This window comes from Enterococcus sp. E4-150, from assembly GCF_035726465.1.
Classification (GTDB): Bacteria; Bacillota; Bacilli; order Lactobacillales; family Enterococcaceae; genus Enterococcus_B; species Enterococcus_B faecium.
This window is the reverse complement of the sequence record NZ_JAPRGK010000010.1, coordinates 84,341-109,333: the sequence shown is the minus strand read 5'-3', so window position 1 is coordinate 109,333 and position 24,993 is coordinate 84,341. Positions and strand designations below refer to the sequence as shown.

Annotated in this window: 26 protein-coding genes; 9 read left to right on the top strand and 17 right to left on the bottom strand. The window is 38.0% G+C overall.

All coding sequences use genetic code 11. The features are described 5' to 3' along the window. Positions 1-253: 253 nt before the first annotated feature. The 3 genes from OZ002_RS09675 to OZ002_RS09665 all read right to left on the bottom strand — a co-directional run bounded on the left by OZ002_RS09675 (position 254) and on the right by OZ002_RS09665 (position 3,958). On the bottom strand, positions 254-1,732 hold the full coding sequence (locus OZ002_RS09675) for a helix-turn-helix domain-containing protein (RefSeq protein ID WP_002317943.1): 1,479 nt from the start codon (positions 1,730-1,732) through the stop codon (positions 254-256). Positions 1,733-2,029: 297 nt separating this feature from the next. Continuing rightward, the gene (murB, locus tag OZ002_RS09670) at positions 2,030-2,965 is read right to left on the bottom strand and encodes a UDP-N-acetylmuramate dehydrogenase (protein ID WP_325083193.1); all 936 of its coding nucleotides are present in this window, start codon (positions 2,963-2,965) and stop codon (positions 2,030-2,032) included. A 72-nt stretch (positions 2,966-3,037) separates the two neighbouring features. Continuing rightward, positions 3,038-3,958: a Gfo/Idh/MocA family protein gene (locus OZ002_RS09665; RefSeq protein WP_002331615.1), complete on the bottom strand. Its 921-nt coding sequence runs from the start codon at positions 3,956-3,958 to the stop codon at positions 3,038-3,040. Between the two features lie 112 nt (positions 3,959-4,070). Between OZ002_RS09665 and OZ002_RS09660 the strand changes: the two genes are divergently transcribed. Both OZ002_RS09660 and OZ002_RS09655 read left to right on the top strand, forming a co-directional pair. Next, positions 4,071-4,823 carry an exodeoxyribonuclease III gene (locus OZ002_RS09660; RefSeq protein ID WP_002306113.1) on the top strand — a complete coding sequence of 251 codons (753 nt, stop codon included), beginning with the start codon at positions 4,071-4,073 and terminating at the stop codon, positions 4,821-4,823. A 740-nt stretch (positions 4,824-5,563) separates the two neighbouring features. Then, positions 5,564-6,097: a 3'-5' exonuclease gene (locus tag OZ002_RS09655; RefSeq protein WP_002291442.1), complete on the top strand. Its 534-nt coding sequence runs from the start codon at positions 5,564-5,566 to the stop codon at positions 6,095-6,097. A 488-nt stretch (positions 6,098-6,585) separates the two neighbouring features. On the opposite strand, the gene OZ002_RS09650 is transcribed toward OZ002_RS09655, so the two are convergent. The 4 genes from OZ002_RS09650 to OZ002_RS09635 form a co-directional block, all read right to left on the bottom strand. After that, positions 6,586-7,110: a GNAT family N-acetyltransferase gene (locus tag OZ002_RS09650; protein WP_156249117.1), complete on the bottom strand. Its 525-nt coding sequence runs from the start codon at positions 7,108-7,110 to the stop codon at positions 6,586-6,588. Next, positions 7,103-7,576, bottom strand: a complete 474-nt coding sequence (gene tsaE / locus OZ002_RS09645) for a tRNA (adenosine(37)-N6)-threonylcarbamoyltransferase complex ATPase subunit type 1 TsaE (RefSeq protein WP_002306111.1) — start codon at positions 7,574-7,576, stop codon at positions 7,103-7,105. The genes OZ002_RS09650 and tsaE overlap by 8 nt, the downstream gene beginning before the upstream one ends. A 124-nt stretch (positions 7,577-7,700) precedes the next feature. Next, positions 7,701-8,681 (bottom strand): phosphate acetyltransferase, encoded by a 981-nt coding sequence (gene pta, locus OZ002_RS09640; RefSeq protein ID WP_002306110.1) that lies wholly within the window; start codon positions 8,679-8,681, stop codon positions 7,701-7,703. A gap of 152 nt (positions 8,682-8,833) precedes the next feature. Next, entirely contained in the window at positions 8,834-9,514 is a 681-nt protein-coding gene (locus tag OZ002_RS09635) for a uracil-DNA glycosylase (protein WP_156249116.1), read from the bottom strand. 125 nt (positions 9,515-9,639) lie between these two features. Between OZ002_RS09635 and OZ002_RS09630 the strand changes: the two genes are divergently transcribed. Beyond that, complete coding sequence (locus OZ002_RS09630) at positions 9,640-10,509, top strand: Cof-type HAD-IIB family hydrolase (protein ID WP_002287072.1); 870 nt, start codon at positions 9,640-9,642, stop codon at positions 10,507-10,509. A gap of 25 nt (positions 10,510-10,534) precedes the next feature. Further along, positions 10,535-11,050, top strand: coding sequence for an LURP-one-related/scramblase family protein (locus OZ002_RS09625; RefSeq protein ID WP_002306108.1), 516 nt, complete (start codon positions 10,535-10,537; stop codon positions 11,048-11,050). 46 nt (positions 11,051-11,096) lie between these two features. Here OZ002_RS09625 and OZ002_RS09620 read toward each other — a convergent pair whose 3' ends face one another. The 4 genes from OZ002_RS09620 to gloA2 form a co-directional block, all read right to left on the bottom strand. After that, positions 11,097-11,660 (bottom strand): GNAT family N-acetyltransferase, encoded by a 564-nt coding sequence (locus OZ002_RS09620; RefSeq protein WP_156249115.1) that lies wholly within the window; start codon positions 11,658-11,660, stop codon positions 11,097-11,099. Positions 11,661-11,714: 54 nt separating this feature from the next. After that, positions 11,715-11,894: a hypothetical protein gene (locus tag OZ002_RS09615; RefSeq protein ID WP_002291570.1), complete on the bottom strand. Its 180-nt coding sequence runs from the start codon at positions 11,892-11,894 to the stop codon at positions 11,715-11,717. 76 nt (positions 11,895-11,970) lie between these two features. After that, entirely contained in the window at positions 11,971-12,480 is a 510-nt protein-coding gene (locus OZ002_RS09610) for a hypothetical protein (RefSeq protein WP_002291572.1), read from the bottom strand. A gap of 95 nt (positions 12,481-12,575) precedes the next feature. Further along, positions 12,576-12,956 carry an SMU1112c/YaeR family gloxylase I-like metalloprotein gene (gloA2, locus tag OZ002_RS09605; protein ID WP_002287076.1) on the bottom strand — a complete coding sequence of 127 codons (381 nt, stop codon included), beginning with the start codon at positions 12,954-12,956 and terminating at the stop codon, positions 12,576-12,578. A gap of 330 nt (positions 12,957-13,286) precedes the next feature. On the opposite strand from gloA2, the gene pnuC reads away from it, so the two are divergent. Continuing rightward, a complete protein-coding gene (gene pnuC, locus OZ002_RS09600; protein WP_002299958.1) occupies positions 13,287-14,036 on the top strand; it encodes a nicotinamide riboside transporter PnuC in 750 nt (249 codons plus the stop codon). 183 nt (positions 14,037-14,219) lie between these two features. Here pnuC and OZ002_RS09595 read toward each other — a convergent pair whose 3' ends face one another. The 4 genes from OZ002_RS09595 to OZ002_RS09580 form a co-directional block, all read right to left on the bottom strand. Continuing rightward, complete coding sequence (locus tag OZ002_RS09595; RefSeq protein ID WP_325083190.1) at positions 14,220-15,497, bottom strand: hypothetical protein; 1,278 nt, start codon at positions 15,495-15,497, stop codon at positions 14,220-14,222. A gap of 78 nt (positions 15,498-15,575) precedes the next feature. After that, complete coding sequence (pcp, locus tag OZ002_RS09590; protein WP_002287081.1) at positions 15,576-16,220, bottom strand: pyroglutamyl-peptidase I; 645 nt, start codon at positions 16,218-16,220, stop codon at positions 15,576-15,578. A gap of 198 nt (positions 16,221-16,418) precedes the next feature. Further along, complete coding sequence (locus OZ002_RS09585; RefSeq protein WP_002306105.1) at positions 16,419-17,363, bottom strand: DUF979 domain-containing protein; 945 nt, start codon at positions 17,361-17,363, stop codon at positions 16,419-16,421. A gap of 1 nt (position 17,364) precedes the next feature. After that, on the bottom strand, positions 17,365-18,051 hold the full coding sequence (locus tag OZ002_RS09580) for a DUF969 domain-containing protein (RefSeq protein WP_002291575.1): 687 nt from the start codon (positions 18,049-18,051) through the stop codon (positions 17,365-17,367). Between the two features lie 473 nt (positions 18,052-18,524). Between OZ002_RS09580 and OZ002_RS09575 the strand changes: the two genes are divergently transcribed. From OZ002_RS09575 to OZ002_RS09565, 3 genes are all read left to right on the top strand, one after another. Next, positions 18,525-18,845 carry a DMT family transporter gene (locus OZ002_RS09575; protein WP_002287086.1) on the top strand — a complete coding sequence of 107 codons (321 nt, stop codon included), beginning with the start codon at positions 18,525-18,527 and terminating at the stop codon, positions 18,843-18,845. Positions 18,846-18,998: 153 nt separating this feature from the next. Then, positions 18,999-19,904: an ABC transporter ATP-binding protein gene (locus OZ002_RS09570; protein ID WP_002331619.1), complete on the top strand. Its 906-nt coding sequence runs from the start codon at positions 18,999-19,001 to the stop codon at positions 19,902-19,904. Further along, positions 19,901-20,674 carry an ABC transporter permease subunit gene (locus OZ002_RS09565; RefSeq protein ID WP_002287088.1) on the top strand — a complete coding sequence of 258 codons (774 nt, stop codon included), beginning with the start codon at positions 19,901-19,903 and terminating at the stop codon, positions 20,672-20,674. The genes OZ002_RS09570 and OZ002_RS09565 overlap by 4 nt, the downstream gene beginning before the upstream one ends. Before the next feature lie 180 nt (positions 20,675-20,854). Here OZ002_RS09565 and OZ002_RS09560 read toward each other — a convergent pair whose 3' ends face one another. Next, on the bottom strand, positions 20,855-22,279 hold the full coding sequence (locus tag OZ002_RS09560; RefSeq protein WP_002306103.1) for a basic amino acid/polyamine antiporter: 1,425 nt from the start codon (positions 22,277-22,279) through the stop codon (positions 20,855-20,857). A 209-nt stretch (positions 22,280-22,488) separates the two neighbouring features. Here OZ002_RS09560 and nrdI point away from each other — a divergent pair, with 209 nt between their 5' ends. After that, a complete protein-coding gene (gene nrdI / locus OZ002_RS09555) occupies positions 22,489-22,935 on the top strand; it encodes a class Ib ribonucleoside-diphosphate reductase assembly flavoprotein NrdI (RefSeq protein ID WP_002306102.1) in 447 nt (148 codons plus the stop codon). 69 nt (positions 22,936-23,004) lie between these two features. On the opposite strand, the gene OZ002_RS09550 is transcribed toward nrdI, so the two are convergent. Continuing rightward, positions 23,005-24,987: a glucose PTS transporter subunit IIA gene (locus tag OZ002_RS09550; RefSeq protein WP_002308350.1), complete on the bottom strand. Its 1,983-nt coding sequence runs from the start codon at positions 24,985-24,987 to the stop codon at positions 23,005-23,007. Positions 24,988-24,993: the final 6 nt, after the last annotated feature.

Below are 24,993 nucleotides of genomic sequence, written 5' to 3'. Positions count from 1 at the left end.
TTCAGTGTAAAATGTACTTGGGTCATGTAACGTCCTCCTGGGTATGTTTTTGTGGTTAAAAACATTGTACCGTAAAAGGGCTGTTACATGGCCTTTTATCTTTTACACAATTATATGGACTTTATCAGAAAATCGGAATAATAACTTATGTACTTTTTAATTTTGTTAAGTAATATATCTAGTTACCTTTTCTTTGAAAAAAAACATAAAATCAGCTAATAAATATGTGAGACAAAGCTGCCATCCATAAATACTAGCTGATTTTTTCAGTTAAATGTCTATTTTTTTCTCTGATGATGATATTTCCAAAATATTCCCAGTCATCTGGAGTCGGCGGATTTTTCCAAATTATCTGTTCTTTATTAAATTTTTCAAGTAAACAATCAGATAAATAAATATTCGTACGAGAAGTGATTCGACTCTCAATCACAATATTGTAATTTTTAAATCCTTTCACTTGAGAAATAATGTAATCGGTATAAGCAGATCCTTGCGAAAAATCAATACAGACATGAATCGGTGCTTCAAAATATGATACCGGACAAATACCGACCAATAAAAAGAGATAATCATAAAATAAGCGAATCATGAAACGTTCATCTTTTCCCAAGAAATAGCGTTTATTCTCTTGTATGACCTTTTGGATTGCTGTACTGAATATTGGATACGTCTCGAAGAAAAACTGTAGCTGCTTTTTAGACGTAAAGCTAGTCATCTCAAAGTCGAATATCCAATTTTTTCGATTGACATGCATCATACCCATACGAAGTTCTTTTCGTATATATAGTCTTTCTTCTTCAGAGATTTCAATCGAAAATGGTAATTGATCAATCAATTCCACTGACATTTTTTGACTAATCATGTGGATATCATGAAAATGAGCTTCCGCAAGTCCAAATGCGCCATCTAATTCAAATTCTTCTTCCGTGATCAAAAACAACATGATATAAGAAATCTCATCAATGATCTGCTCTTTAGGGATATGAAGAAAAGAAATATGTGATAAATCCTTGATGATCTTCATTCCTTCTGAGCTCTTAAAGTATTCATCTGAAAAGAAACGTTTTCCGATTGGTTGATTCCCATAGGCCCTCAACAAACTAATAGTGGTTAGCAAATTGAATTTGATTCGTTTTGTTGCAGACAGTTTTAAATTGAACAGATATTCAAAATATTGCACGATACTCTTTGCTTCATTCATGACGCTTTCTCTAAATGGCATAGAAAAACCATTAAAGACCCCGAAATATACCCCAAATAATACGTTCCGTATGTTTATTTCTTCCCCAACTAATATGTTTTTCTTTAACTTTATTTGATGCTGTTCAAGAAAAGAGACTAATTCTCTTCTTTTTACATAGGCTCTTGATATGCTTAAAAAATGATTCTCTGCAAATTTTTCGATCGTTACTTTTGAATCCACGATCTCCGTTAACAGTCGAGCAATTTTTGATCGTTGAAAGTAGATTCTTCTTAAATTTTTGATATCCGTCAAATTCAGACGTTCGACATGGATCTCTGCTTCTTCTGAAATTTGGATCTCTGGCTTTGTTTTGAATTCAGTAAATTCTTTATTTAATTCTATGATATAATTTCTTGTTTTAAATTTAGACAAACCTAATGTTTCATATAACTTAGGTAGCACTACATAATTCTTTTTCTCAAATTCTAAATATCTAGCTAGCAGCAGTTTTTCTCTATCTTCCTCTTCTATAAGGTAATCCAACTTCATATCCTACACCTCAAAAAATGCCTCATACCAATTACTTGATATGCAGATGAAAGTTCATCTTTTCACCTATACTGATTTTATGATGGATTATGCTTGTTTTTTCATCAGTTATTCTCATTTTTTATCTTTTTTTTGAGAATATTGCAAAAAATGGAAAAATTTATGAGGAAATATTCTATATTTTTTGTTTTATTGTGTTAAAATGTACAAGATTTGCGCCATTTGCGTAAACAACCACAAAAAAGAGCAGGACGGCCACCGTCCTGCTCTTTTACTTATTTTAAGTTCCATTACTTATTAATTGGCTAAACTTCTGCTTGTTTCTGATATTGCTTGTTTTTCTCCAATGATCCGCACTTCTGTTTCTAAAGACACATCAAATTTTTCTTTGATTACTTCTTGGATGTGCGCAATCAATTCAATATAATCTGTCGCTGTCGCATGATCGATATTGACGATGAATCCAGCATGTTTTTCAGAGACTTGTGCACCGCCCCATTTCAGGCCTTGCAATCCTGCTTGTTGGATCAGCTGACCTGTATAGTGTCCTACTGGGCGCTTAAAGACACTTCCGCATGAAGGGTATTCTAATGGCTGTTTTGATTGACGCAATTCGGTCAACTCATCCATTCTTGCTTTGATTGCTTCATAATCCCCTGTTTGCAAACTGAATCGAGCTTCCAATACGATAGCACGTAATTCTTGGATTTTACTGTGACGATAAGAAAATACCATTTCGTCTTTTGTCAAAGTTTTCAATGTTCCATCTTCAAGTAAAAGATCCACTTCAGCAAAAACATCTTTGATCTCTCCGCCATACGCACCTGCATTCATATAAACCGCTCCACCGACACTTCCCGGGATGCCGCAAGCAAATTCAAATCCAGTCAATGATTCTGCCAAAGCTGCATAAGTCGTATCAATCAGTGAGGCACCTGCTTCCGCAATGACCATCGTTCCTTTGACATGAATCTGTTTCATTTCAGTCAGCATGATGACTACACCGCGAATCCCGCCATCTTGAACGATCAGATTGCTTGCATTTCCTAATACCATCCAAGGTATATCATGGATTCGGCAATAATCGATGATTTGCTTTACTTCGTCTTGCTTTTTCGGGAATGCAAGGACATCAGCTGGTCCGCCTGTTTTCGTAAACGTATAGTTCATCAATGGTTCATCAAACAATAAAGTAATCGTGGCTAAGCTTTCAACTATTTCTTCTTTATTCACTGAGGATTTTCCTTTCTTTTCTCAAACGTCCTCATTATTCTATCACGCTTAATACAATCTTGCCAGTCTTGTTCAAAGTTGATGACGGTAGTGATCTTTAAGCACTTTCTCACATAATTCATGACTTCTTACAACTTCTTTTTGTTTAAGCATTTCTGTTTCCGATTTACCTAAACGGATCTGAGAAAAGAAGGCCTCTACCATTGGCTCAAACCCGCGTTTGACTAGCGTGTTTGTCCAGTCGCCAAATTCTTTCACTTTTTTTCCATCAGCATCTTGAATGACAAGCTGGGTCAGATCGTTTACTTCATAAGTACCATTTTTACTTGTTACTTGATATTTTTCTATATTAGCGCCACTTGCTAAATCCATCGTTAAAATAGCCGTTTGATTTTGTGTTTCTAATTGTAAAATGGCATATTCCAAAAATTCCTTTGTTTCTCTTATCTGGTATTTTGTTCTCAAAATGGGTTCATCAAATAAATACACAGCTGTATCAATAAGATGTAAAAACAAATCATAAAGGACGAACTCTGTCGTTTCTTTTGCCGCTATTCGATTTTTTTGCAGGTGGATCAACCGCTTATCTGGGATACGTTTTAATTCTTCTACCATAGGAGCAAAGCGCCGGTTGAAACCGATCATCAAAATTTTTTGGTTCTTATCAGCTAATTCTTGCAATTCACGAACTTCATTTAGATGGACACTCAGTGGTTTGTCAATATAAACATGGATACCATTTTCTAGACATTTTTTGGCTAATTCATAATGTACTTTTGTTGCTGCGTGGATCATACATGCTTCGATTTTTTCTTCTAAAAGCTCATCGATCGTTTCATATAGATGTTGGAACCCGTACTCTTTTTGAATTCTTTCTTTTGTTTCTTTATTTCTTGTTGCAAAATAAAAATCAAGTGTTCCTTGTTTTTTCGCATAAGTTGGTAAATATGCTTTTTCTGCGATATTCCCTACACCGATTACACCAATCTTCATCTACTTTCCTCCTGGATCATTTAGTTACTTTCATCTTACACCATTTTTTACTAAAATGAGGTACAATAGTATCGCAAAGGTAAGGAAATTAATTCGAAGGAGTGTGCTTTTATTGAAATTTATCTCTTGGAACGTAAACGGGCTTCGTGCCATCGTAAATAAAAATTTTTTAGAAGTTTTTCATGAGTTAGACGCCGATTTTTTCTGTCTGCAGGAAACAAAACTCCAAGCAGGACAAATTGATTTAGATCTTCCAGGTTATTATCAATATTGGAATTACGCGGAACGAAAAGGCTATTCCGGCACAGCGATTTTTGCTAAAAAACCAGCATTGAATGCCACTTACGGAATGGGTATCGATATCCATGATACAGAAGGCCGTCTGATTACTTTGGAATATTCCGATTTCTTTCTTGTAACCTGTTACACGCCAAATTCTCAAAGCGAATTAAAACGTTTAGATTACCGATTAGAATGGGAAGAAGCATTTTATAATTATTTGGAAAATCTAAAGAAACAAAAACCAGTGATCATTTGCGGAGATCTAAATGTCGCGCACCAAACGATCGATTTGAAAAACTGGAAAACGAATCAAAAAAATGCTGGATTTACTCCAGAAGAAAGAGCGGCTCTTTCTCGACTGTTGGATAACGGGTTTGTCGACACATTCCGTTATTTTTATCCAACCCAAGAAGGTGTCTACTCTTGGTGGAACTACCGATTCAATTCAAGAAAAAACAATGCTGGTTGGCGGATCGATTACTTTTTGGCGAGCAAAGATTTAGAGCCAAGACTAGCTGATGCAAAGATCCATACGGACATTATGGGCAGTGATCATTGTCCAGTAGAATTAGATTTGAAATAAAGAGGTTGTGAAAAAGTCGTTTAGTTTCGAGTATTAAGAAAAATTTTGTGAAAATGGCTTTCCACATTTTTGCATAAATTTGGCTTAATACCGAGAAACTGGCTTTTGAACACCGTTTATCGAGAGGTTGTGAAAAAGCTGTCTTGCATCAAGTAATAAGAACAGCCAAACAAAAATAGCTCTTCATATTTTTCGTTTGGTTAGGCTTATTACCGCAGATGCAAGCTTTTGAACACCGTTTATTAAGAGGTTGTGAAATCAGCGTTCTGACCTGAGTATTAGAGAAACAAACGGAAAAATAGTTCCTCATATTTTGCCGTTTTTTGAGCTAATACCGAGGGTCAGCTGATTGAACACCGTTTAGTGGAGAGGTTGTAAAATCAGCGTTCTGACCTGAGTATTAGAGAAACAAATGGAAAAATAGTTCCTCATATTTTGCCGTTTTTTGAGCTAATACCGAGGGTCAGCTGATTGAACACCGTTTAGTGGAGAGGTTGCGAAAAAGTCGCCTACTTTCGAGTCGTAAGAAATTTTTTTGAAAATGGTTCCTCACAACTTTGCATAAATTTGACTTAATACCGAGAAGTCATGATCCCTATCTAACTCCAAATCACAAGGAATAAGTTCAAAAACTAGCTTTTTTCAACAAATATTACATAAAAAATTCTATGTTTTTTGTTAAATTTATTTGCTTTTTTCAAAAGTATGTTACAGTAATTTCCCAAGGAGGTTTTACAGAAATGAATTTTGTTGCCATGGATTTTGAAACTGCCAATCATCAGCCTTATAGTGCTTGTTCTCTTGCACTAGTCATGGTAAAAAACAGCCAGATCGTTGATGAATTCTATACATTGATACAGCCTGAGACTCCTTTTTTCTGGCGAAATGTCCAAATTCACGGAATCCATCAAGAAGACGTACGCAATGCGCCGAAATTCCCAGAAGTCTGGCAAACTATCCAACCATATTTTCAAAAAAATCGTTTAGTCGTTGCACATAATGCTGCTTTTGATACAAAGGTCTTAGCGGGATGCTTAGATTATTATCATCTTGAACAGCCTAATTATCTTTCTTTATGTACAGTGAAAAGTAGCCGTCGCTTGTTTCCTGAATTTCCAAATCATCGATTGAACACTGTGTGCGAAAATTTGAACATCCAATTAGATCATCACCATGATGCATTGGAAGATAGTCGTGCATGTGCGGAAATCCTGCTTTATCAAGAAAAAAAATTCGGGACAGATCCATTGAAAAAACTTGTGACTATAAAGTAAAAGAATACTTATGAAACACACAAAGAGGTCGTGAGCCTGCCGTTTCACTCCGAGTCACAAGGAGCAATCTCAAAAAATAGCTCCTCATGTTTATTAAATATTGTGACTGGTGACCGAGGAGCTGGCAGGAGAACACCGTATAAGGAAGAGGTTGTGAAAAAGCTGTTCTGCATCAAGTAATAAGAACAGCCAAACAAAAATAGCTTCTGATATTTTTCATTTGGTTGGACTTATTACCGCAGATGCAAGCTTTTGAACACCGTTTACCAAGAGGTTGTGAAATCAGCGTTTTGATCTGAGTATTAGAGAAACAAACGGCAAAATAGTTCCTCATATTTTGCCGTTTTTTGAGCGAATATCGAAGGTCAGCTGATTGAACACCGTTTATTCAAAAAATGGACTGCGTCACGACTTTTGTCACAGTCCATTCATACGTTTTTCTGCCTTCCCAAAAGGATGACAGTTTCTTAACTCTTTTCTTATTTTTTCTATTCAATCAAATAACTCATTTTATATACATCTAAAAATTCACCTAAATCTGTTCTTGCCCCTCTAGGCATGACTGCTTCGATTTGGAAACCCATTTTCTGGTAAAGGTGTACGGCTCTTTCATTACGAACTTGAACATCCAGCTCCAATCGAAAAAGTACACCCATTTCCTTCGCCCAATTGATGATTTCTTCTAGCATAAGAATACCTAGTCCCATTCCCCAATATTCCTGCAGGATACTGATACCGACTTCTCCCACGTGAGATAAACGAAATTGACTGTCTGCTTTGACTGATGCTGTTCCAACAATCGTCCCCTCATTGATTGCAAGCAGCAATAAATTATTGTTGCTTTCGTACATATAACTCAACTCTTCTGATAAAGTTTCTGGGGGTAAAAGAAGTTCAGCTTCATCTAAAGCTAAAAATTCTGTCTCGCTATTGACTTGTTCCATCATCGAAAGAATATCTTTTGCATCATCTGGCACTGCTTCCCGCAAGATGATTCCAATTTCTTCACTCATGGTTTTCAACCCATTTTTCTAGGATTCGCTGTTTGAAGGTTTCACTTTGCTCCCCGTATGAGATTAGTTTCACATAACGCTTTTCTAAATCTGTATCACTTTTTTCTAAAATCAGTTCCAAATAATCTTCTGGCAGTGCTTCTTCTAATAGGTTTCCCCATTCGACAACGGAAAGCCCATCTCCTTCAAAATATTCATCTAACCCTAAGTCAGCTCCGCTAGCTGCTACCCGATAAATATCCATGTGATACAACGGAATCCTGCCTTGATTATATTCTCTAATAATCGTGTATGTCGGACTTTTGATCATTTGCTTTATTCCCAGTCCTTGGGCGATACCTTTCGTCAATGTTGTTTTACCCGCACCTAGATCACCAGTCAATATCAGATTATCACCTGGCATGGCGGAATGACCAATTGCCTCTGCAAATTGTTCTGTCATTGTTAATCCTGATAGTTCGATCATTTTTCATCTTCTCCCGCTCTTCTTTCTTTTTGCCAGTATATCGCGTAATGAAGTTTTTTTAAAGAAAAAAACGAACTAGCCAAGAACAGCAGCTGCCGTTTTTGGACTAGTCCGTGTGTATTTGTTAATCAATCAATGTTTGTGCTGCTGTGATAATCGATAATTTATATACGTCTTCTTCATTTGCCCCACGAGACAAATCAGAAACCGGTTTGTTCAAACCTTGCAAGATTGGTCCGATTGCTTCAAAGTTACCAAAACGTTGAGCAATTTTATAGCCGATATTTCCTGATTGCAATTCTGGAAATACAAAGACTGTTGCTTGACCAGCTACTTCTGAATCTGGCGCTTTCAGTTGTGCAACTGAAGGAACATAAGAAGCATCAAATTGCAATTCGCCGTCGATCAAATATTGTGGTGCTAGTTTTTTAGCGATTTTAGTGGCTTCAACTACTTTGTCTACTTCTGGCGATTTCGCTGAACCTTTTGTCGAGAAGCTCATCATCGCCACTTTTGGTTCGATATCGAACAGTTCAGCTGTTTTTGCAGAATCTACGGCGATTTCAGCCAATTCTTGCGCAGTTGGATTCACGTTGATCGCACAATCCGAAAAGACATATTTTTCTTGATCTCTTCCACGTACCATGATCATCGCTCCGCTTGTCCGACTGATGCCAGGCTTTGTTTTGATGATCTGAAGTGCTGGGCGAACAGTGTCGCCAGTCGAATGGATCGCTCCAGAGACCATTCCGTCTGCAATCCCCATATACGTAAGCATCGTACCAAAGTAATTCACATCTTTTAAAATCTTTTCTGCTTGTTCTTTGGATGCCTTTCCATTTCTGCGTTCAACAAAAGCATCCACCATTTCATCCCACTTATCGTAATTATCAGGGCTGATGATCGTAAAGCTAGATGTTTTGATTCCTCTGGCATGCGCTGCATTTCTTATTTCTTCTTCGTTCCCTACTAAAATGGGTTCCACAAGTTCTTCTGCTTTCAACCGGGCAGCTGCGCCTAAAATACGAGCATCAGTAGCTTCCGGGAAAACGATTTTGATCCCACGGCGAACAATCTTAAATCTTAAACTATCAAACAATTCCACAAGATGACCTCCAGACGTTTTTATATGTATTATCATACACTATTCCAGAAAAAAAGAACAGTTTATTTTATCTGTATCAGTCAAAAATGCTGGAAAAATTAAGTTTTTCACATACATAGCGAACTGCGCTATAACAGGAAAGCGCTGTTTTATTACACTGTTTCAGGCAGTTGCCAATCAATCGGTTCTTCTCCTAACGCAAGGAGCGCATCATTCGTTTTCGAGAAGGGTTTGGAACCAAAAAAGCCACGACTTGCAGATAACGGACTGGGATGTGGAGATGTTATGATGATATGGCGACTCTTATCGATCATTTTGATTTTTTCTTGTGCCGGTTTTCCCCACAAGATAAACACGATTGGTTTTTCCCGTTCATTTAATTTTTCAATGATCGTGTCTGTTAATCTTTCCCAACCTTTCCCGCGATGAGAATACGCTTGCCCTTCCCGAACGGTAAGAACGGTGTTGAGTAAAAGGACTCCCTGTTTAGCCCATGACACTAGATTTCCATGTTGAACAGGTGCGATTCCAAGATCATCATAAAGCTCTTTATAGATATTTCTTAACGATGGCGGGATCTTTACGCCGGGTTGCACAGAAAAAGATAAGCCATGAGCTTGATTTTCTCCATGATAAGGATCTTGTCCTAAAATCACAACTTTAACTTCTTCATAAGGAGTCAATTCCAATGCTTCATAGATATGATACATATCTGGATGGATCTTTTGGGACGCATATTCTTTTTTTAAAAATTCGCTTAGATGCAGATAATAATCTTTTGAAAATTCTGAGGACAAAACTTCTTGCCAACTGTTATGAATGATTTCTTTCAAAACCTCCACCTCCTAATAAAAAGAATAACTCACATTTTCTTCAATCACAAGGGACAATCTTCACCCTCAGCACTTGATTAATATGGTAAACTAGGAACAAGAAGCAGAAAGGAACGATAATCATTATGATCAAATTAATTGCATCAGATATGGACGGCACATTATTAGATGCCCATATGAGTGTTTCTCCTGAAAATGCCGAGGCGATACGTTTTGCAAATGATGCCGGTGTTGAGTTCATGGTCGCTACTGGTCGAAACTATCAAGAAGCTCGCGCAGCTTTAGATGAGGTAGGAATCGATTGTGCGATGATCACTTTGAACGGGGCACAGGTATTTGATAAAGAAGGAAATTCACTGTTTACCGTATCGATTCCAAATAATCAAGCAATCTCTGTTTTAGATATTCTAGATGCTAACGGTATTTACTATGAAGTAGCAACCAACGATGGTCTTTATTCTGAAAATCAAGCGAAACGAATCGAAAGTTTTGCTTCCATGGTGGCTACCCATTTACCTCACCTTACGTATAAAATGGCGATTGCCATGGCCTCAGCTAAGCTAGAGTTATTGCACATCACATACGTGGACAGTATTCGTGCTATCTTGGAAGAAAAGAATCTGGAAGTTTTAAAAATTATTTGTTTTCATACAGAAGGGCCAGCTGTATTAGGTCCAGTTGGAAAGCAGATTTCTCTTTTAGGCGATTTGGCCGTTACTTCCTCTGGTCAAAACAATATCGAAGTGAACCATAAAAACGCTCAAAAAGGAATTGCTGTTGCCCATGTCGCTCACGAGCGTGGGATTTCTTTAGAAGAAGTCATGACGATTGGCGATAACTTCAATGATGTCAGCATGCTGCAAGTAGCAGGAGTCAGTTTCGCAATGGGAAATGCAGAAATCGAAGTAAAAGATTATGCCAAATATACAACGGACACAAACCTTGAATCTGGCGTAGGAAAAGCCATATTGCGCGCGATTGCAGAAGACTTGTAGTTTTATCTAGAAAAGAGGGATATAGATGTCAGAATTTTTCATTCAGGAAAAACAGCTTGGACGTGCAACTCGGACAATTGTCAAAAACGAAAAAGGACATTCCCTGTTTTTGATGGTTGGTCGCTGGGGAACAAAGGGCGATGCATTGTCTCTTTATGCCATGAATGGCGATCTCGTTGCTCACATCAAGCAGATAAGCCTGACATTCGGTACGCGTTTTGAGCTGTATAAAGAGTTCGAAAAGGTGGGAACCATGCAGAAAATATTCAATTGGCCCGGTGATTTTTATTATATTCGTAGACTTCACTGGACAGTCCAAGGTGATATCTATAATCATCAATATCAAATCCATCATTTCAATCAGCAAATCATGAAAATGGATAAAGCAACACTTTTTTCAGGAGATTACTATGTATTGGATGTCTCAAATGATGAAGATGCTCCAGTTTGTATTTGTATTGCTGCGGTTTTAGATTACTGGCTCTACCGTAAAGACAAAAGTCGCGATAAGTCTGTTTCTTACCGACTTGACTTAAGTTAAAAAGATGTACCTGAAATGCGGAAATACGCATTTTAGGTACATCTTTTTAGATATTCTTTTGCATATGATCATAAAGATGACCACTGATCATCCGCTGACCGACAACTTTGAAGTCATGGCGTTCGTATAATTTTTTAGCCTTTGGATTTTTTTCATCCACACTTAGACCGATGACGGGGCGATTAGCTTTCTTCGCCAATTTAGGTAATGCTTCTAATAACCGTGAACCGATGCCTTGTCCTCTAAAATCTTCTGATACGCTGATAGAGTCCAAATACCATTCATCGGGAAACGTTTCTTTATCAATAAACAAACGTGTAGACGCATCTAGCTGATATTTCTCTAAGATAGGTACCAGTGGCTGATCGATGATTGATTCTTCTTCATCTGTATAACCGTAAGCAACTCCTGCAACTTTACCGTCTATTTCTTCTACGATACCTCGTGAATAACTGTAACGATAATTTGGATCAGTGATTGCTTCTTCTAAAATCTCTAAAGTCTTTTGTTCCCCTGTCTGCTTCAAAAATGGCAATTCCATGTCTTTTAGAATCACTAAGATCAATGGGGCGATTTCTGGAGCATCTTCTTTTCTCGCAAAACGAATCATAGTTTCCTCTCCTTTTCTCCATTCTAACATGCAGAAAAAGAAATCGCAAAATCGTTATTTTAAAAAATCTTCAATCTTTTCAGTAATGAAATAACCATGAGTAACGATTCTTGCCGCTTCAGTTCGGCAATAAGGGCAGACGACTGGCATTTCTTTATCATTATGTTCGACTACATTATTGACTTCTTCGTATGCAAATTTTTTTCCGCAATTAGGGCATTTCATTTTTTCCATGTTATCTCAACTTCCTTTCATCTTTACTCTCTTAGCTTACTCTTATATTGAAAAAAAGAGAAGCAATATCCTTCTTCTATGCAGATATCCATACCTGACGGTCCTGTTCTCCATCTATTAATCGGACTTTATAATAAGGACGTTCATCTTTGACTAGAAGTGTCCACTCTTTCACTTTTGCTTTTTTCCCGTAGTAGCTGACTGCTTCCTTCATCGCTGCTTGCGGTTGTTTGAACTCTTCCGCTTTTTCTATATCAAAAAGATGTTCTGCGGCCTTTTTCGTGTCATTTCGTACGGTTGTTTTCCCAGTGGATGGATTGACTGCTATGACTTGTCCTTCACAAAAAAACTGGTATTCATATGTTGCATTCGTAGGATTATCCAAGTCTTTTTCAACTGCAAAATGAATAGCAGATATGTTATGTTCTTTTGTTTCGTTTTTTACAATTGCTGCTGCTTTTTTCAATGAGATCCGATATTCCTGGTCACTAATATCATCCATGTGAAAAGCGGCATTGAGCAGTCCCGTCATACCGGTAATCCCTATTACGATGAGGGCAGCAACACCAAACATCATTTTTTTCATTCTTCATTCTCCTGTTTCTTTTTTTTAAAGAATATCAAGAAATGAACGAATGAAAAATCGAATGAAACGAAAAAAAAGTGACAATTTTGTTATCTTTATTCGTGCAATTCTAATGGCAATCCGTCTGGATCAAAGAAAAACGTCATTTTTTTTCCTGTAAAGGTATCTTCTCTAATCGGTTCTGATTCGATCCCTAAGGACTGCAATTCTGCAATTGTTTCTTCAATATCGTCTACTTTGAAAGCAAGATGACGCAAGCCACAAGCTTCTGGATAGTTTGGTCGTTGTGGTGCATTAGCAATTCCAAAAATCTCCAATTCAGCACTTCCTAGTTTCAGATCTAATTTATAGTCATCTCGTTCTTTGCGGTAATTTTCTCTGATTACTTCAAATCCTAATTTATTAACATAAAAATCACGTGATTTCTGATAATCTGAAACAATGATGGCTATATGATGGATCGTTGTAAGGTTCATATGAGCACTCCTATTCTTCGTTTAAGCTCGGATCTATATTAATCTCCAGTTCCATTGTAAATGTGTCAGATTGAAAAAAATAGCTGTTTTTCCTTTTTATTAAGAAAAAAGGCAAAAAAAACAGAAAGTAGGTCCTCCAAGACACTCTTCCTGTTCCCAATATAATAAATGAAAGTAAGAAATTATATTTTCAAGAAAACAAACAGAAAATTATCATAACACAAATTATTTGTAATTGAAAGACTAGTTTTTTTTTAAGAAAAGCATACAATAGATTGTGTTAGTAAATACAGAACACACTACATTTAGTGTCTTAAGGAGTCCTCATACATGAAGTCATATTTTCAGTTTTTAGCTCATCAGCTAAAAGGCTGGCCGCAACAAAATTATTATCTTTTCTTTTTCAGTCTTGGCTGCCAGGTCATGACTCTTGTCAATAGTCCCATCACTTGGCTGGCCGTTATTACATTTATCGGTACCACGCTTGGTGTATTGTGTATTTTATCCATCAATGCGGCAAAATCAGTCAACGGTATTTTAGGTATTTTGTCTGCGATTTGTTTTATTATCGTTGGATTCTCAGCAAAGAACTATTTAAGTATCGGTGAACAGATTGCTTATATGATCACATTGGATATCCCCGTATTGTTAAGTAAAGAATGGAATCATAATATGGCTTCAAAAATCCGAAAATTCACTGGAAAAAGCTGGTTTATCGCAATCATCAGTACTTTCCTTGTCTATCTTGTTTCAGGATTCCTGATTGGTCGTTATACAGATGATCCTCGGCCGTGGGTAGATGCCATTGCTTTTTCTATTAGCTTGACTGCTGGTATCATCAGTTTCTTGCGTTACAACAACCAATATTACTGGTGGTTAGCTTCAGGGCTTGCTCAAATGGTCCTTTGGTATATTTCATTTACGCATGGATCTGCAAGTTTGGCGATGTTCGTGAACAGCTCTGTTTACTTGCTGAATGATGTCCTTGCATTTACCGTTTCACCTTGGTATAACCAAAAAGAACGTGAACGTATGCAAAAAATGGAAGAAGAATACTACAACGCACAACAACACGCATAAAAAAACTGAGCGTGGGACAAAAGTAAAGAACACTTTTGTCTCACGCTCTAAACACGTATAAACGGCTGAAGCAGAAGCAACTCCTTCGGAAATAAGCTGAAATTCACAAAAATTCGAAAAGCAATTTTCGTGAATTCCTTCTTATTTCTTGGAGTTAAACGCTTCTGTCCCAGCCTCTATTTTTTATAGTAATTCCTTCAGATACTTTCTTGCCTCATCATTGAAACGCAGTGATTCTTCTAACTTCTGATAATATTCCAACGCTTGTTTCTGAGCTTCAGTAAAACGATAATGTTTTCCTTTCCATTTGTCGATTGTCTCTTGCATATTTCCAGATTGGATATCTTTAACTACTAGTTGCCATTTTTCTTTTGAGACTGTACGGTCTTTCTTATCAGCAGATTGTATAGCTTCTCGTTCTTTACGCAATACTTTTAAAAAACCATTTCTGACTATCCGAGGAATGCTGTCGAAGAACCCTTTTGTAAAACCATAGCGACAATATTGCTTCCAAATAAATAGATAGATTTTTGGTTGGATGAATCGTTGGTTTTTCGCAAAATATTCCATCTGAGCAGTGACTTCTGGTGTTCGTTGACGTTTTGTCTTTCTCAACACGGAAATAAATGTTTCAAAATAAGCATTAGGATGTACTGGCACTTCTTCATATACGATGGATTGCCAATCTTTACGTAAAAATGCGCGATAGTTGATCAAGAATTCTTCTACATCCTTTACTAATTCTTCTGCAAAGTCGTCAAATAGTTCTTTTTTTATCTGTCGCTTTTTTGGCTGCCCATTGATGTGTTCACTTATTTTCTTGATTTCATTTTCCAATGCTTGATAATCCGCTATGTAAATCGGCATTTCTACTTGGCGAAATTCTGCGAGCCGCTGAGCTAATTTTATATCCGGTAAATATGGCTGTTTCATCCGACGATTTTGGTACAAGACAAAACAGTATTTTTGCCATAGTCCTTCAGGAAAATCGATATTCTTCTGCTTAAGCCATAATAATTCGTCTAAGGCCAGATCAACTTTTGTCATTCCCTGATGGATCGAAGCTGCCACTGTCGGAGAGACATGCAGGTGATCGGCAAAGTGGTTGATGCCTAGTTTTAGGATCTTTCCGGTTTTTGGCGATTTAACGATGTATTGCACTTTTAATTCTCTACCACACTCACAATACAATTTTTGCTGGCTTCGTTTTGTTCGAAAAAACGGATTGATCTTGAAGTCAGAAAACACCCAATCTGTTGCAGCTAAATAATGTTCTTCCATAAAACGAGAGCTGATTAGATATCGGCGGTGCTTATCGACTAGTTCCCGCTGTTTTTTCGTTAATTTTGCATAGATCTCCCAACGTTGACTGCTTGTGTATTGTTTAGAAATTTTGATGGGATAGCTTTTGCTGATTTCTTTTGGAAACCATTCTTCAAAGACGGATTGCCATTCTTCCACGGCTGTTTCTTTCCTTTCTAATTACAAAAAGCTGGCTACTAACATAACGTTAGCAACCAGCCAGTGTTTCTTGCTAAACTAGTGAGTTGTTCCGGCATTTCCGGAAATATCTTCTTTATTTTCTACTGCTGCTTCAACTGCATAAGTCAAAGAAGAAGCAATGTCTTCTAAAGACATAGAAGGTGTACCCACTGGACGATCGATCACTTGATCGGGTGAGAATGGCACGTGGATGAACCCACCTCGAATGGCCGGGAATTGTGTTTCGATCAAATGAAGCAAACGATACATGATATCGTTGCAGACAAATGTTCCTGCTGTATAAGAGATGTACGCTGGTAGACCATGATCTTGTACATTTTTTGTCATTGCTTTGATTGGCAATGAGGTAAAGTAAGCGGCTGGACCGTTTTCTTCTAAAGCCGTATCGAATGGCTGATTTCCTTCATTATCAGGGATTCTTGCTTCTGCTAGATTGATTGCGACACGTTCGAACGAGACTGCTGACCGTCCACCTGCTTGTCCGACACAGATCACGACATCTGGTTGGTGCTGTTGGATGGCTTCTTTGACTACTTGACTGCTTTTTTCGAATACGGTCGGTACTTCCACTTTGATGATTTCAGCACCGCTGATTTCATCTGGCATTTTTTTTACTGCTTCATAGGCTGGATTCACTTTGTCCCCACCAAATGGATCAAAACCTGTTACTAGTACTTTCATCTGTTGTTCCTCCGTCCGATTGATTTAACATATGGTTATCTTTTATCATACCATTTTCCTTGAACAGCGTAAATAAAGGAAACAATAGTTTAAATAACATAACAGATCAAACTTAATATATTCTTATAAAAAAATAGTGTTCCACTACAATGTTAGAAGAGGTTGCGACAATTATTCTGTCACAACCCTTCTCTTCTATTATTTAAATAGAATCATATAAGCAATTTGGAAAACTAGCATAAATAACGCAATAAACAACTGGTTTTTGATCACTCCGTATTTGTCTTTCATCTCCAGCATCGCTACAGGCACGATATTGAAGTTAGCAGCCATCGGTGTCAGCAGGGTCCCACAAAAACCGCAAGTCAATGCAACCATTCCTATTAACGCTGGATTCGCTCCATGACTAAATACGAATGGTGCACCGATCCCAACCGTCATCACGGTGATGGCCGCAAATGCATTCCCCATGATTACCGTAAATATCACCATGCCAAGAGCGTAAATGATGATGCCGATGTTCACATTTCCTTCTGGAACGATCGTACCTACTGCATTGGAAATCACTGTCCCAACTCCAGCGCTTGTAAATACCGCACCTAGAGAAGCTAAAAGCATTGGCAACATGCTTAACGGCCCTACTGTGCCCAGCATATCTGCTGCATCATCTAAAAATGTACTTGGTCGATTATCTTGAGAAAAGAACATCAAGATTAGCATGGCTGCAAAAACACCGACGCCCACGCCGACTAAAGCACCTAAATTGGTAAATAGAGCAAACAAGATCGCAAAGACACCGATACTCAAAGCTGGAATAAAGATTTTCATTCCTAGTTTGTCTGACATTTTTTCCATATATTCTTTTGATGGAAGCCGGCTTTCTCCTTTGCTGACTTTCTTAGCAATTGCTGGTATGGTCATCGCAAAGATCAAGCCACCATTCACGATTGCCGGAAGCCATCTTCCTCCTGCAATAACTACCCCTAAGACCGTCCAGAAAAAGGCTGACCCATAACGATGAGGATTGGTTTTATCTGTTAAATTTCTTACTCCAGTGTAAATCAATACGAGTCCCATCACGATATAAAGGATCTCCAGTAATTTATCGCCTAATAAAATATCAGGATTTGTAAAAAAGTCCATCTTATTGCCCCTTTCCTGGATAATATTTCTTCGCTAATTTCTTTTCTTTAAGATAGAAGTAGACACTTGCCACAACTAAAGCCGTGATAGCCACTGGAACTTCCACTAAAGCAAGCTGTCCCAATGTTACGTCATATCCTAGATCTTTCAGTGTTGATTGGACTAGCAACGCCCCTGCTCCTCCGATGAATAGTACTTGGCCAAAGAACCAGCAGACATTTTCCATAGCCGAAGCCATCCCTTTTAGTTCTTCTTCATGCTTAGGATGGACTTTTAATCCTTTTGATTCGATGGTTCCCAATGCCATAGGTAGAATGATCGGACGAACAAATCCAGCAACTCCACCAAAACTCACGTTAAAAGCCGCAAAGATCATTCGAAAGATCCCATAAATATCTACAATCATACCAGCAGATACTTTCTTGAATCGCTTGATCAAGGAAGCCGCTGATTCTTTCAGACCATTTCTTTCAAGCGTTCCTGTTGCCAACATAATGATGATAAAAATCGCCATCCCGCGATTGTTTACAAAACTTGTACCTAAAAGTTCTAACATTCCTTGAATGCCAAGACCGCCAGTCAAAGCTGTAACAACTAAAGCAACCATTACGATCAATATCGAGTCTAATTTAAATGCAAACCCGAGAATAACAATCAAGACGCCTAAAAGGCTAAGATAATTTTCCATATATTTTCCTCCATAAAATGACAATATTTTTTTAATTATAAAGCAAAACACATAAAAAATATAGTTGTTTTCTCACGAAATAGACACTATTTTTAAATATTTTTCGTTATTTTTTTATCACAAAAATTATCTTACTTATTGTAAGGTAAAGCTTTTTTTAATTTATTGCCCGCTAATATATAGAAATAAGGCCTAGTTACTGTTTTTTTTAAATGATTAATAAATAACAACTCCTTTCTATGAAATTGCAAAGCATTCATCTTCTTTTCTGCTAACGATATATCCGTCAATGCTTGGTACACTTTACTAAAAAGTATGAGATTGCCGATATCTGGATAGGTGTGCTATACTACAGAAAAAGATATACGATCTGCCACCGGGTAGTAAAAAAGAGGATGATCATTCCATTAGGTCTTTGAAGGGATGATTCTCCTCTTTTTGTGTATTTTTTATATTGAAGGAGGAACGTATGTATGGCATGGATGGAATTAATCATAGCAGGAATTTTGGAAGTATTCTGGTCAACGATGATGAAATGGAGTGATGGTTTTTCTAAAATCAATTATTCTTTTTACACAGTGATTGGAATGATTGCTAGTTTTTACTTTTTATCAAAGGCAATCAAAAGTTTGCCGATGAGTCTCTCTTATCCTATCTGGACAGGGATTGGCGCAGTTGGTTCGGTCATAATTGGTGTGGTCTTGTTTCATGATAAGCTGAATCTTTCCACTTGGTTCTTTGTGGGGATGCTACTCATCAGTATCATTGGCATCAAGATTACTAGCGGCCACTAGACACTTGGAATAAGTACTGATCAGAAAAAATAAGCCTTTTTATTTAATATTCAATTTTTTTATGAAAAAATAAGAAATAAGTCCAATGACCTAGCGACTTCTCCACTCATCAGGTGTATGCTTGTACTATCTATAGAAAAGGAGTGAATATTTTTGAAAAGTCTTTCGGTCCAAGAATTATCCAAGAACTTTGGTCACAAACAAGCCCTCAGCGATGTCAGTTTTAACTTATCTCCTGGCAAAATCGTTGGATTAGTAGGTCCTAATGGCGCTGGAAAAACAACGATCATGAAAGCTATTTTAGGACTGATCCATTACTCAGATGGAACAATCCGTATTGGTGAAAATGAGATTTCTCCCTCTAGTCATAAAGGGTTGGAACAAGTAGGAGCATTGATCGAATATCCGGGTATCTACCCATTCTTAACAGGCTATGATCATCTGAAGTTATTCTCTGAAACAAACGATGTATCTGCTATCGATACTATCGTGAATCAGCTCAAGATGGAAAAGTACATTCACAAAAAAGCGAAATCTTACTCGTTGGGAATGAAACAAAAGCTAGGGATTGCTCTTGCCTTACTGAACCATCCTTCTATCGTTATTTTAGATGAACCGATGAACGGGTTGGATCCACAAGCAACAAGAGATGTGCGAAAAATCATTACCGACTTGGCTGCTCAAGGCACCTCTTTCTTGATCTCCAGTCACTTACTCAGTGAGCTTGAAAAAATGGTGGATGAGCTGATCCTGATCAATCAAGGAAAGATCATCAAGCAATGTACAATGGCTGAATTGAACCAAGCAGCGCAAGACTTCATCATTATCTCTACAACGAATGATCTAGCTGCTCGAACGATCTTGACAGAAGCTGGATATACTTTGGAAGATTCTGATAAAATCAAGCTTTTAAAAGAAAACGAAGAATTATTAGGAACCGTGATCCAGTTATTGTCTGCACAAAATATCCATGTGACAGACGTCCAGCATCTGACGAATGATTTGGAATCTTCTCTATTGGAAATTCTGGATTCAGTAAAGGGGGAAGAAGAAAAATGACATTGCTTGTAAAACAAGAATTATTTAAATTGATCAAGAAAAAGTCAACTGCTGTTTTATCTGTTCTATTAGTTGTTTTGCTCATAGGAACAGCACTTCTAGCCAAAAAATACACGACGATCATTGACCCAGTTGAAATGACTGCTCAGCTTTTTAGTGCCACATCTTGGATTGTCTTTATCATGATTGCAGCTGCAAGCACGATCATTTCGATGGAAGCACAATATGGTACATTGAAAAATCTCCTTTATAGAAAGTATTCTCGAGGAGAAATATTAGTAAGCAAATGGATCACATTAGTTATTTATTCTGTTTATTTATACCTTTTAGCTATTATTGTCACTGTGTTGATGAAACTGATTCTTTTCCCTTCGATTTCCTTCACGGAGAAGGTTTCTACTGGTCAAACACTGATCCAAAGCTTGTTCACTTATACTTTGGGTAGTTATATCGGTTTATGGCTGATTTTAAGTTTAGTGTTGATGATTGCTTGCTTTATCAATAGTTCCGGTGCATCCATCTCAGCAGGAATCGTCTTTTATTTTGCTTCGTCAATCATATCTGGTATCCTTATCGCACTCATCCAAAAATGGGAGTGGATCAAATGGAATCCGATCAGTATGTTGAATCTGCAAAACCAAATTGGCAACGAAGAGATCATGAAGCAATTGACTCATCTTTCTACTAATCAAATGCTGTTCGGTAATTTAGCTTACATCGTTTTGTTCTTAGCATTAGGATATCTCGTATTTAAGCGAAAAAATGTATGATGACTCATCAAAAAAGAGGTTGTGAAAGAGCCGTTCAGCCTTATTGCCGATTGGCTGTCTCTTAAACACCGTTTATTCTGAAAAAGGAGCTGTGACAACATTTGTGTCACAGCTCCTTTCCTAGTATGTTTTTGAATAAACGACAGGCTCACAACCTCTCTTTATACTTCTTTTATACTTCTATACGTGAAGCATCCCAGTGGCAAATAAAACCATTGCGATTACTCCGACCATCGTCACACCGATAAGTAAAATCTTATCTAAGTGGATATGTTGTACAGGTTCGTTTTGTTCTTTACGTGCTTTAAGGTAAAAATAAATACCTGGTAAGAAAAGAACAAGAACAAGCATCACTTCATTAAAGGCTACAACTAGCATGGCCCATACTTGAAAAGCACTTGCTAAAAACCCTACTAAAAATTGGACCCATTCTTTCCGCTGATAAGAAAGTTTCATTTGGTACAATCCTAAGAAAAGCCACGTGAAGAAAATAGCTGCTGTACCAAGTGTGTAAGCAAAGTTATATGCACTGTCAGTGAATAATAATGAAAGTAAAAAGACATTCGTACATAACGTCGTCAATACGATAGCATAAGTTGGTGCCCCATTTTTGTTGAGTTTTCCCCATGCTTTAGGCAAAAGTCCGTCCTCAGCCATATTCCCCATTGTTTCAATCGGCAAGATTGTCCACGAGAGCCAAACCCCAACTAAAGAAATGATCAAACCGCCGTTGATCACGACCGCCCCCCATTTACCAACCATCATTTCAAATACATATCCCATAGCAGGTTGCGCTTTGATCGTTTGTAGCTGATTCATCGTCATTGTGCCATATGGAAGCATGGAAACCAAGACGTAAATAATGATCAAACCGAATATTCCTAGAATCGTTGCTTTCCCAACATCCGATTGTTTTTTTGCTCGTGAACCTACGACAGAAGCTCCTTCAATACCAACGAATACCCAGAGCATCACCATGATGCAACTCAATACTTGACTAGAAAACGGGATCGGCTGCCCATTCGCATTCAATATGATATCGCTAGAAAAGTTATTAATGAATTGTTGGATCGAAAAGGTGCTGATAGCTACTACAATAAATAAAAATAATGGCACTAATTTACAAAATGTGACGATAGCATTGACAAAGCTAGCATTTTCAACTCCACGATTCACTAGCCATGCATATCCCCATAAGAAGATCGTACTCATCACGATCGATGCCACATTTTGACCACCTTCGAATACGGGGAAGAAATAACCTAATGCACTCATCAACAATGTTGCGAACGCCACGTTTCCTAACCAGCATGTGAGCCAGTAACCCCAACCGCTGATAAAACCAGCGAAACGGCCAAAACCTTCTTCTGCGTAACTAAAGATCCCGCCTTTTAAATCTGGACGTTTTTTATTGATATTATTGATCGATAAGGAGAGCATCAACATTGCTGTTCCTACGAGTACCCAGCTGAAGATAGCTGGGCCACCAGCCGATCCGGAGATGTCCGTCATAATACCAAATACGCCACCTCCAATCGCTGAACCAATCACTAAGGCAGCAAGTGGAATCAAACCAATTCCTTTTTTCTGTTGCTCTGTATCCATGTAAGCATCCTCCAAAGTAAAACCGCTTTTATCAAAAAGTATAACAAACCTTTTTTATTTTTACTTAATTAATAAAAACTTTAATAGAAATATAATTCTACCGACTTTTTTCTCATTATACAAGCAAAGCGCCTAGTCCCTTTCCAAATTACACCACCAAAAAACTTAAAAAGATGCTATACTAAAGGGAAAGAATTGGGGGATGATCCATGAACATTTTATATATATCGATTTCAGGAAATACGCGTGCTTTTGCCAAACATCTAGCAGAATATGCTGAAAAAATGCATGCAGAAGATCCTGTCAATCCTGAAGTTACTTTAAAAGAAATCCATGAAAATAGTGATTTTACGAAAGAAACAGAACCATTTTTTACTTTCGTTCCTACTTATTTAGACGGCGGGAATGGGTTAGACAACGGTGACACAGAAATCTTGACCGAAACGATGCGCGAATATCTGGAATACGAAGACAATCATAAACTTTGCCTTGGTGTAGTCGGTAGCGGTAATAAAAACTTCAACAATCAATATTGTCTGACAGCCAAACAATACGCACAAAGATTCGGCTTTCCTTTCTTGGCAGATTATGAATTACGGGGAACACCATCTGATGTGGCACGCGTTTATCAAATTTTGGCAGAAAAAAATAAATAACACAAAAGAAGAAGCTGAAAAATAAATTTCGGCTTCTTCTTTTTATGTTCTCTATTGTTTCTATTCTTATTAAGCTTTGACATCCATCACAGGTGCTTTTGCTTTCGCTTTACCTGTTTTTTCCAAGACAAAGTTTTTTACACGATCCATATTGGTTACCAAGACGATCATGGAGGTTTCTTTGTCTGCTGCTTTGATTGCTTCTAAGTCAGCTTCTGCTACAAGCGTATCAGGTGTCACTTGCTGTCCTTCTGTTACTTTCACATCGAATGGCGTACCGCCTAAGTCAACTGTGTTGATGCCCATGTGAAGCAAGATTTCTAAGCCATTTGGTGTCGTAATGCCGATAGCATGTTTTGTTGGGAAAACAGAACTTATTACTCCAGTAACCGGGGAATAGATATGTCCGTTTTCTGGTTCTACAAAGTAACCTTCACCCATCATTTTTTGTGCAAAAACTGGGTCACTTGCTTTATCTAAAGAAACAACTGTTCCGTCAGCAACTGATGATAAGATAGTCACACTTTCAGCTGAAGCTTGAGGTACTGCTTTTTCAGGTACTTCATTTACTGTGGCTGTTTCGGTCGCTAGTTCTTCTTTTTCTAAACGGTCTTTGGGAATACCGAAGAAGAATGTAGCAACGAAGCCACCAGCGTAAGCAGCCAATAAACCAAGGATATAGCCTAACCATTTACCATCAGAGATCAATGGAATCAAAGCGGCTCCTGAAGGTCCAATAGCGATTGCTCCGACATTTCCGATCATTCCGATCACTGCCCCACCGATACCTCCACCGATACAAGCAGTAATAAATGGACGTCCTAGAGGTAATGTTACTCCGTAAATCAATGGTTCGCCGATTCCTAAGATTCCGACTGGTAAAGCCCCTTTGATCATTTCTGTTAATTCTTTGTCTTTTTTGCAGCGGATCCATAATGCCAATGCTGCACCCACTTGTCCTGCTCCGGCCATCGCAAGGATTGGAAGCAATAAGGTACGACCAGTTTCATCAATCATTTGTACATGGATTGGCGTCAAGATCTGATGTAGTCCGAACATGACCATTGGCAAGAATAATGTACCTAGAACGAAGCCGGCAAATGCTCCTCCAACACCAAGTACCCAGTTGATCCCACCGACCATGCCGTCAGAAATGAACCCTGCTAAAGGCATGATGAAGAAAATTTCGATCAGACCGATGGCAATCAGGGAAAGAGTTGGCGTAACGATGATATCTACCGCATCAGGTACTACTTTATGCAGTTTTTTCTCAACGATTGACAATAACCAAACTGCGAAGATAACACCTAAGATACCGCCTTGTCCAGCTGCAAGAGCTTCACCGGTAAACAAGTTTTTCAGTGGTGCTTCTGGATTCATCCCTGTCAGCATCACAACGGCCCCGATAACTCCACCAAGCGTTGGCGTTGCACCAAAAACTTGTGCAGCATTGATACCTGTATAGATAACTAGATAGCTAAACATCCCGTTTTTCAAGATGTTCATCACATCGATATATTGTTGCCATGTTCCTGCGTCTAGTGTTCCAGCTGTGACTAAGTTTGCTAAAACTGCGGCAATCCCTGCCACGATCCCAGTGCCGACAAATGCAGGGATCATTGGTACAAAGATATTAGAGATGTCTTTTAATACCGATTTGATTTTAGAGGGTTTTTGTTTCGATTTTTGTGCCGCTTTCATTTCTTGTGCCCGTTCGTTTACACGGTCTTTTCCAGATGCAGAAGAACTTGCTGTAGTTGCGCTAGCAGAAGGAAGTTTTTCTCCTAATTTCACGCCTGCTAAGTCAACCATTTCCTGCGCTACTTTGTTCACTTTCCCAGGTCCGATGATGACTTGGAGCTGTTCATCCTCTACTACGCCAAGTACTCCTGGAATCGCTTTTAATTCCGAGACATTTACAAGATCATCATTGATGACCTTCATACGTACACGAGTCATGCAGTGGACAATGCTTTCAACATTGCCCATACCGCCTGCTCCTTGATAAATTTGTTTTGCCAGTTCTTCCAAAGTCAATTCGTTTTTTGCCATGGTCTT

Excerpts from the sequence above, each read along its gene's own strand:
- OZ002_RS09675 (WP_002317943.1), bottom strand. The coding sequence starts at position 1,732 with ATGAAGTTGGATTACCTTATAGAAGAGGAAGATAGAGAAAAACTGCTG.
- OZ002_RS09665 (WP_002331615.1), bottom strand. The coding sequence starts at position 3,958 with ATGAAGATTGGTGTAATCGGTGTAGGGAATATCGCAGAAAAAGCATAT.
- OZ002_RS09655 (WP_002291442.1), top strand. The coding sequence starts at position 5,564 with ATGAATTTTGTTGCCATGGATTTTGAAACTGCCAATCATCAGCCTTAT.
- OZ002_RS09650 (WP_156249117.1), bottom strand. The coding sequence starts at position 7,110 with ATGAGTGAAGAAATTGGAATCATCTTGCGGGAAGCAGTGCCAGATGAT.
- tsaE (WP_002306111.1), bottom strand. The coding sequence starts at position 7,576 with ATGATCGAACTATCAGGATTAACAATGACAGAACAATTTGCAGAGGCA.
- OZ002_RS09630 (WP_002287072.1), top strand. The coding sequence starts at position 9,640 with ATGATCAAATTAATTGCATCAGATATGGACGGCACATTATTAGATGCC.
- OZ002_RS09625 (WP_002306108.1), top strand. The coding sequence starts at position 10,535 with ATGTCAGAATTTTTCATTCAGGAAAAACAGCTTGGACGTGCAACTCGG.
- OZ002_RS09620 (WP_156249115.1), bottom strand. The coding sequence starts at position 11,660 with ATGATTCGTTTTGCGAGAAAAGAAGATGCTCCAGAAATCGCCCCATTG.
- OZ002_RS09615 (WP_002291570.1), bottom strand. The coding sequence starts at position 11,894 with ATGGAAAAAATGAAATGCCCTAATTGCGGAAAAAAATTTGCATACGAA.
- OZ002_RS09610 (WP_002291572.1), bottom strand. The coding sequence starts at position 12,480 with ATGAAAAAAATGATGTTTGGTGTTGCTGCCCTCATCGTAATAGGGATT.
- gloA2 (WP_002287076.1), bottom strand. The coding sequence starts at position 12,956 with ATGAACCTTACAACGATCCATCATATAGCCATCATTGTTTCAGATTAT.
- pnuC (WP_002299958.1), top strand. The coding sequence starts at position 13,287 with ATGAAGTCATATTTTCAGTTTTTAGCTCATCAGCTAAAAGGCTGGCCG.
- pcp (WP_002287081.1), bottom strand. The coding sequence starts at position 16,220 with ATGAAAGTACTAGTAACAGGTTTTGATCCATTTGGTGGGGACAAAGTG.
- OZ002_RS09585 (WP_002306105.1), bottom strand. The coding sequence starts at position 17,363 with ATGGACTTTTTTACAAATCCTGATATTTTATTAGGCGATAAATTACTG.
- OZ002_RS09580 (WP_002291575.1), bottom strand. The coding sequence starts at position 18,051 with ATGGAAAATTATCTTAGCCTTTTAGGCGTCTTGATTGTTATTCTCGGG.
- OZ002_RS09575 (WP_002287086.1), top strand. The coding sequence starts at position 18,525 with ATGGCATGGATGGAATTAATCATAGCAGGAATTTTGGAAGTATTCTGG.
- OZ002_RS09565 (WP_002287088.1), top strand. The coding sequence starts at position 19,901 with ATGACATTGCTTGTAAAACAAGAATTATTTAAATTGATCAAGAAAAAG.
- OZ002_RS09560 (WP_002306103.1), bottom strand. The coding sequence starts at position 22,279 with ATGGATACAGAGCAACAGAAAAAAGGAATTGGTTTGATTCCACTTGCT.
- nrdI (WP_002306102.1), top strand. The coding sequence starts at position 22,489 with ATGAACATTTTATATATATCGATTTCAGGAAATACGCGTGCTTTTGCC.
- OZ002_RS09550 (WP_002308350.1), bottom strand. The coding sequence starts at position 24,987 with ATGGCAAAAAACGAATTGACTTTGGAAGAACTGGCAAAACAAATTTAT.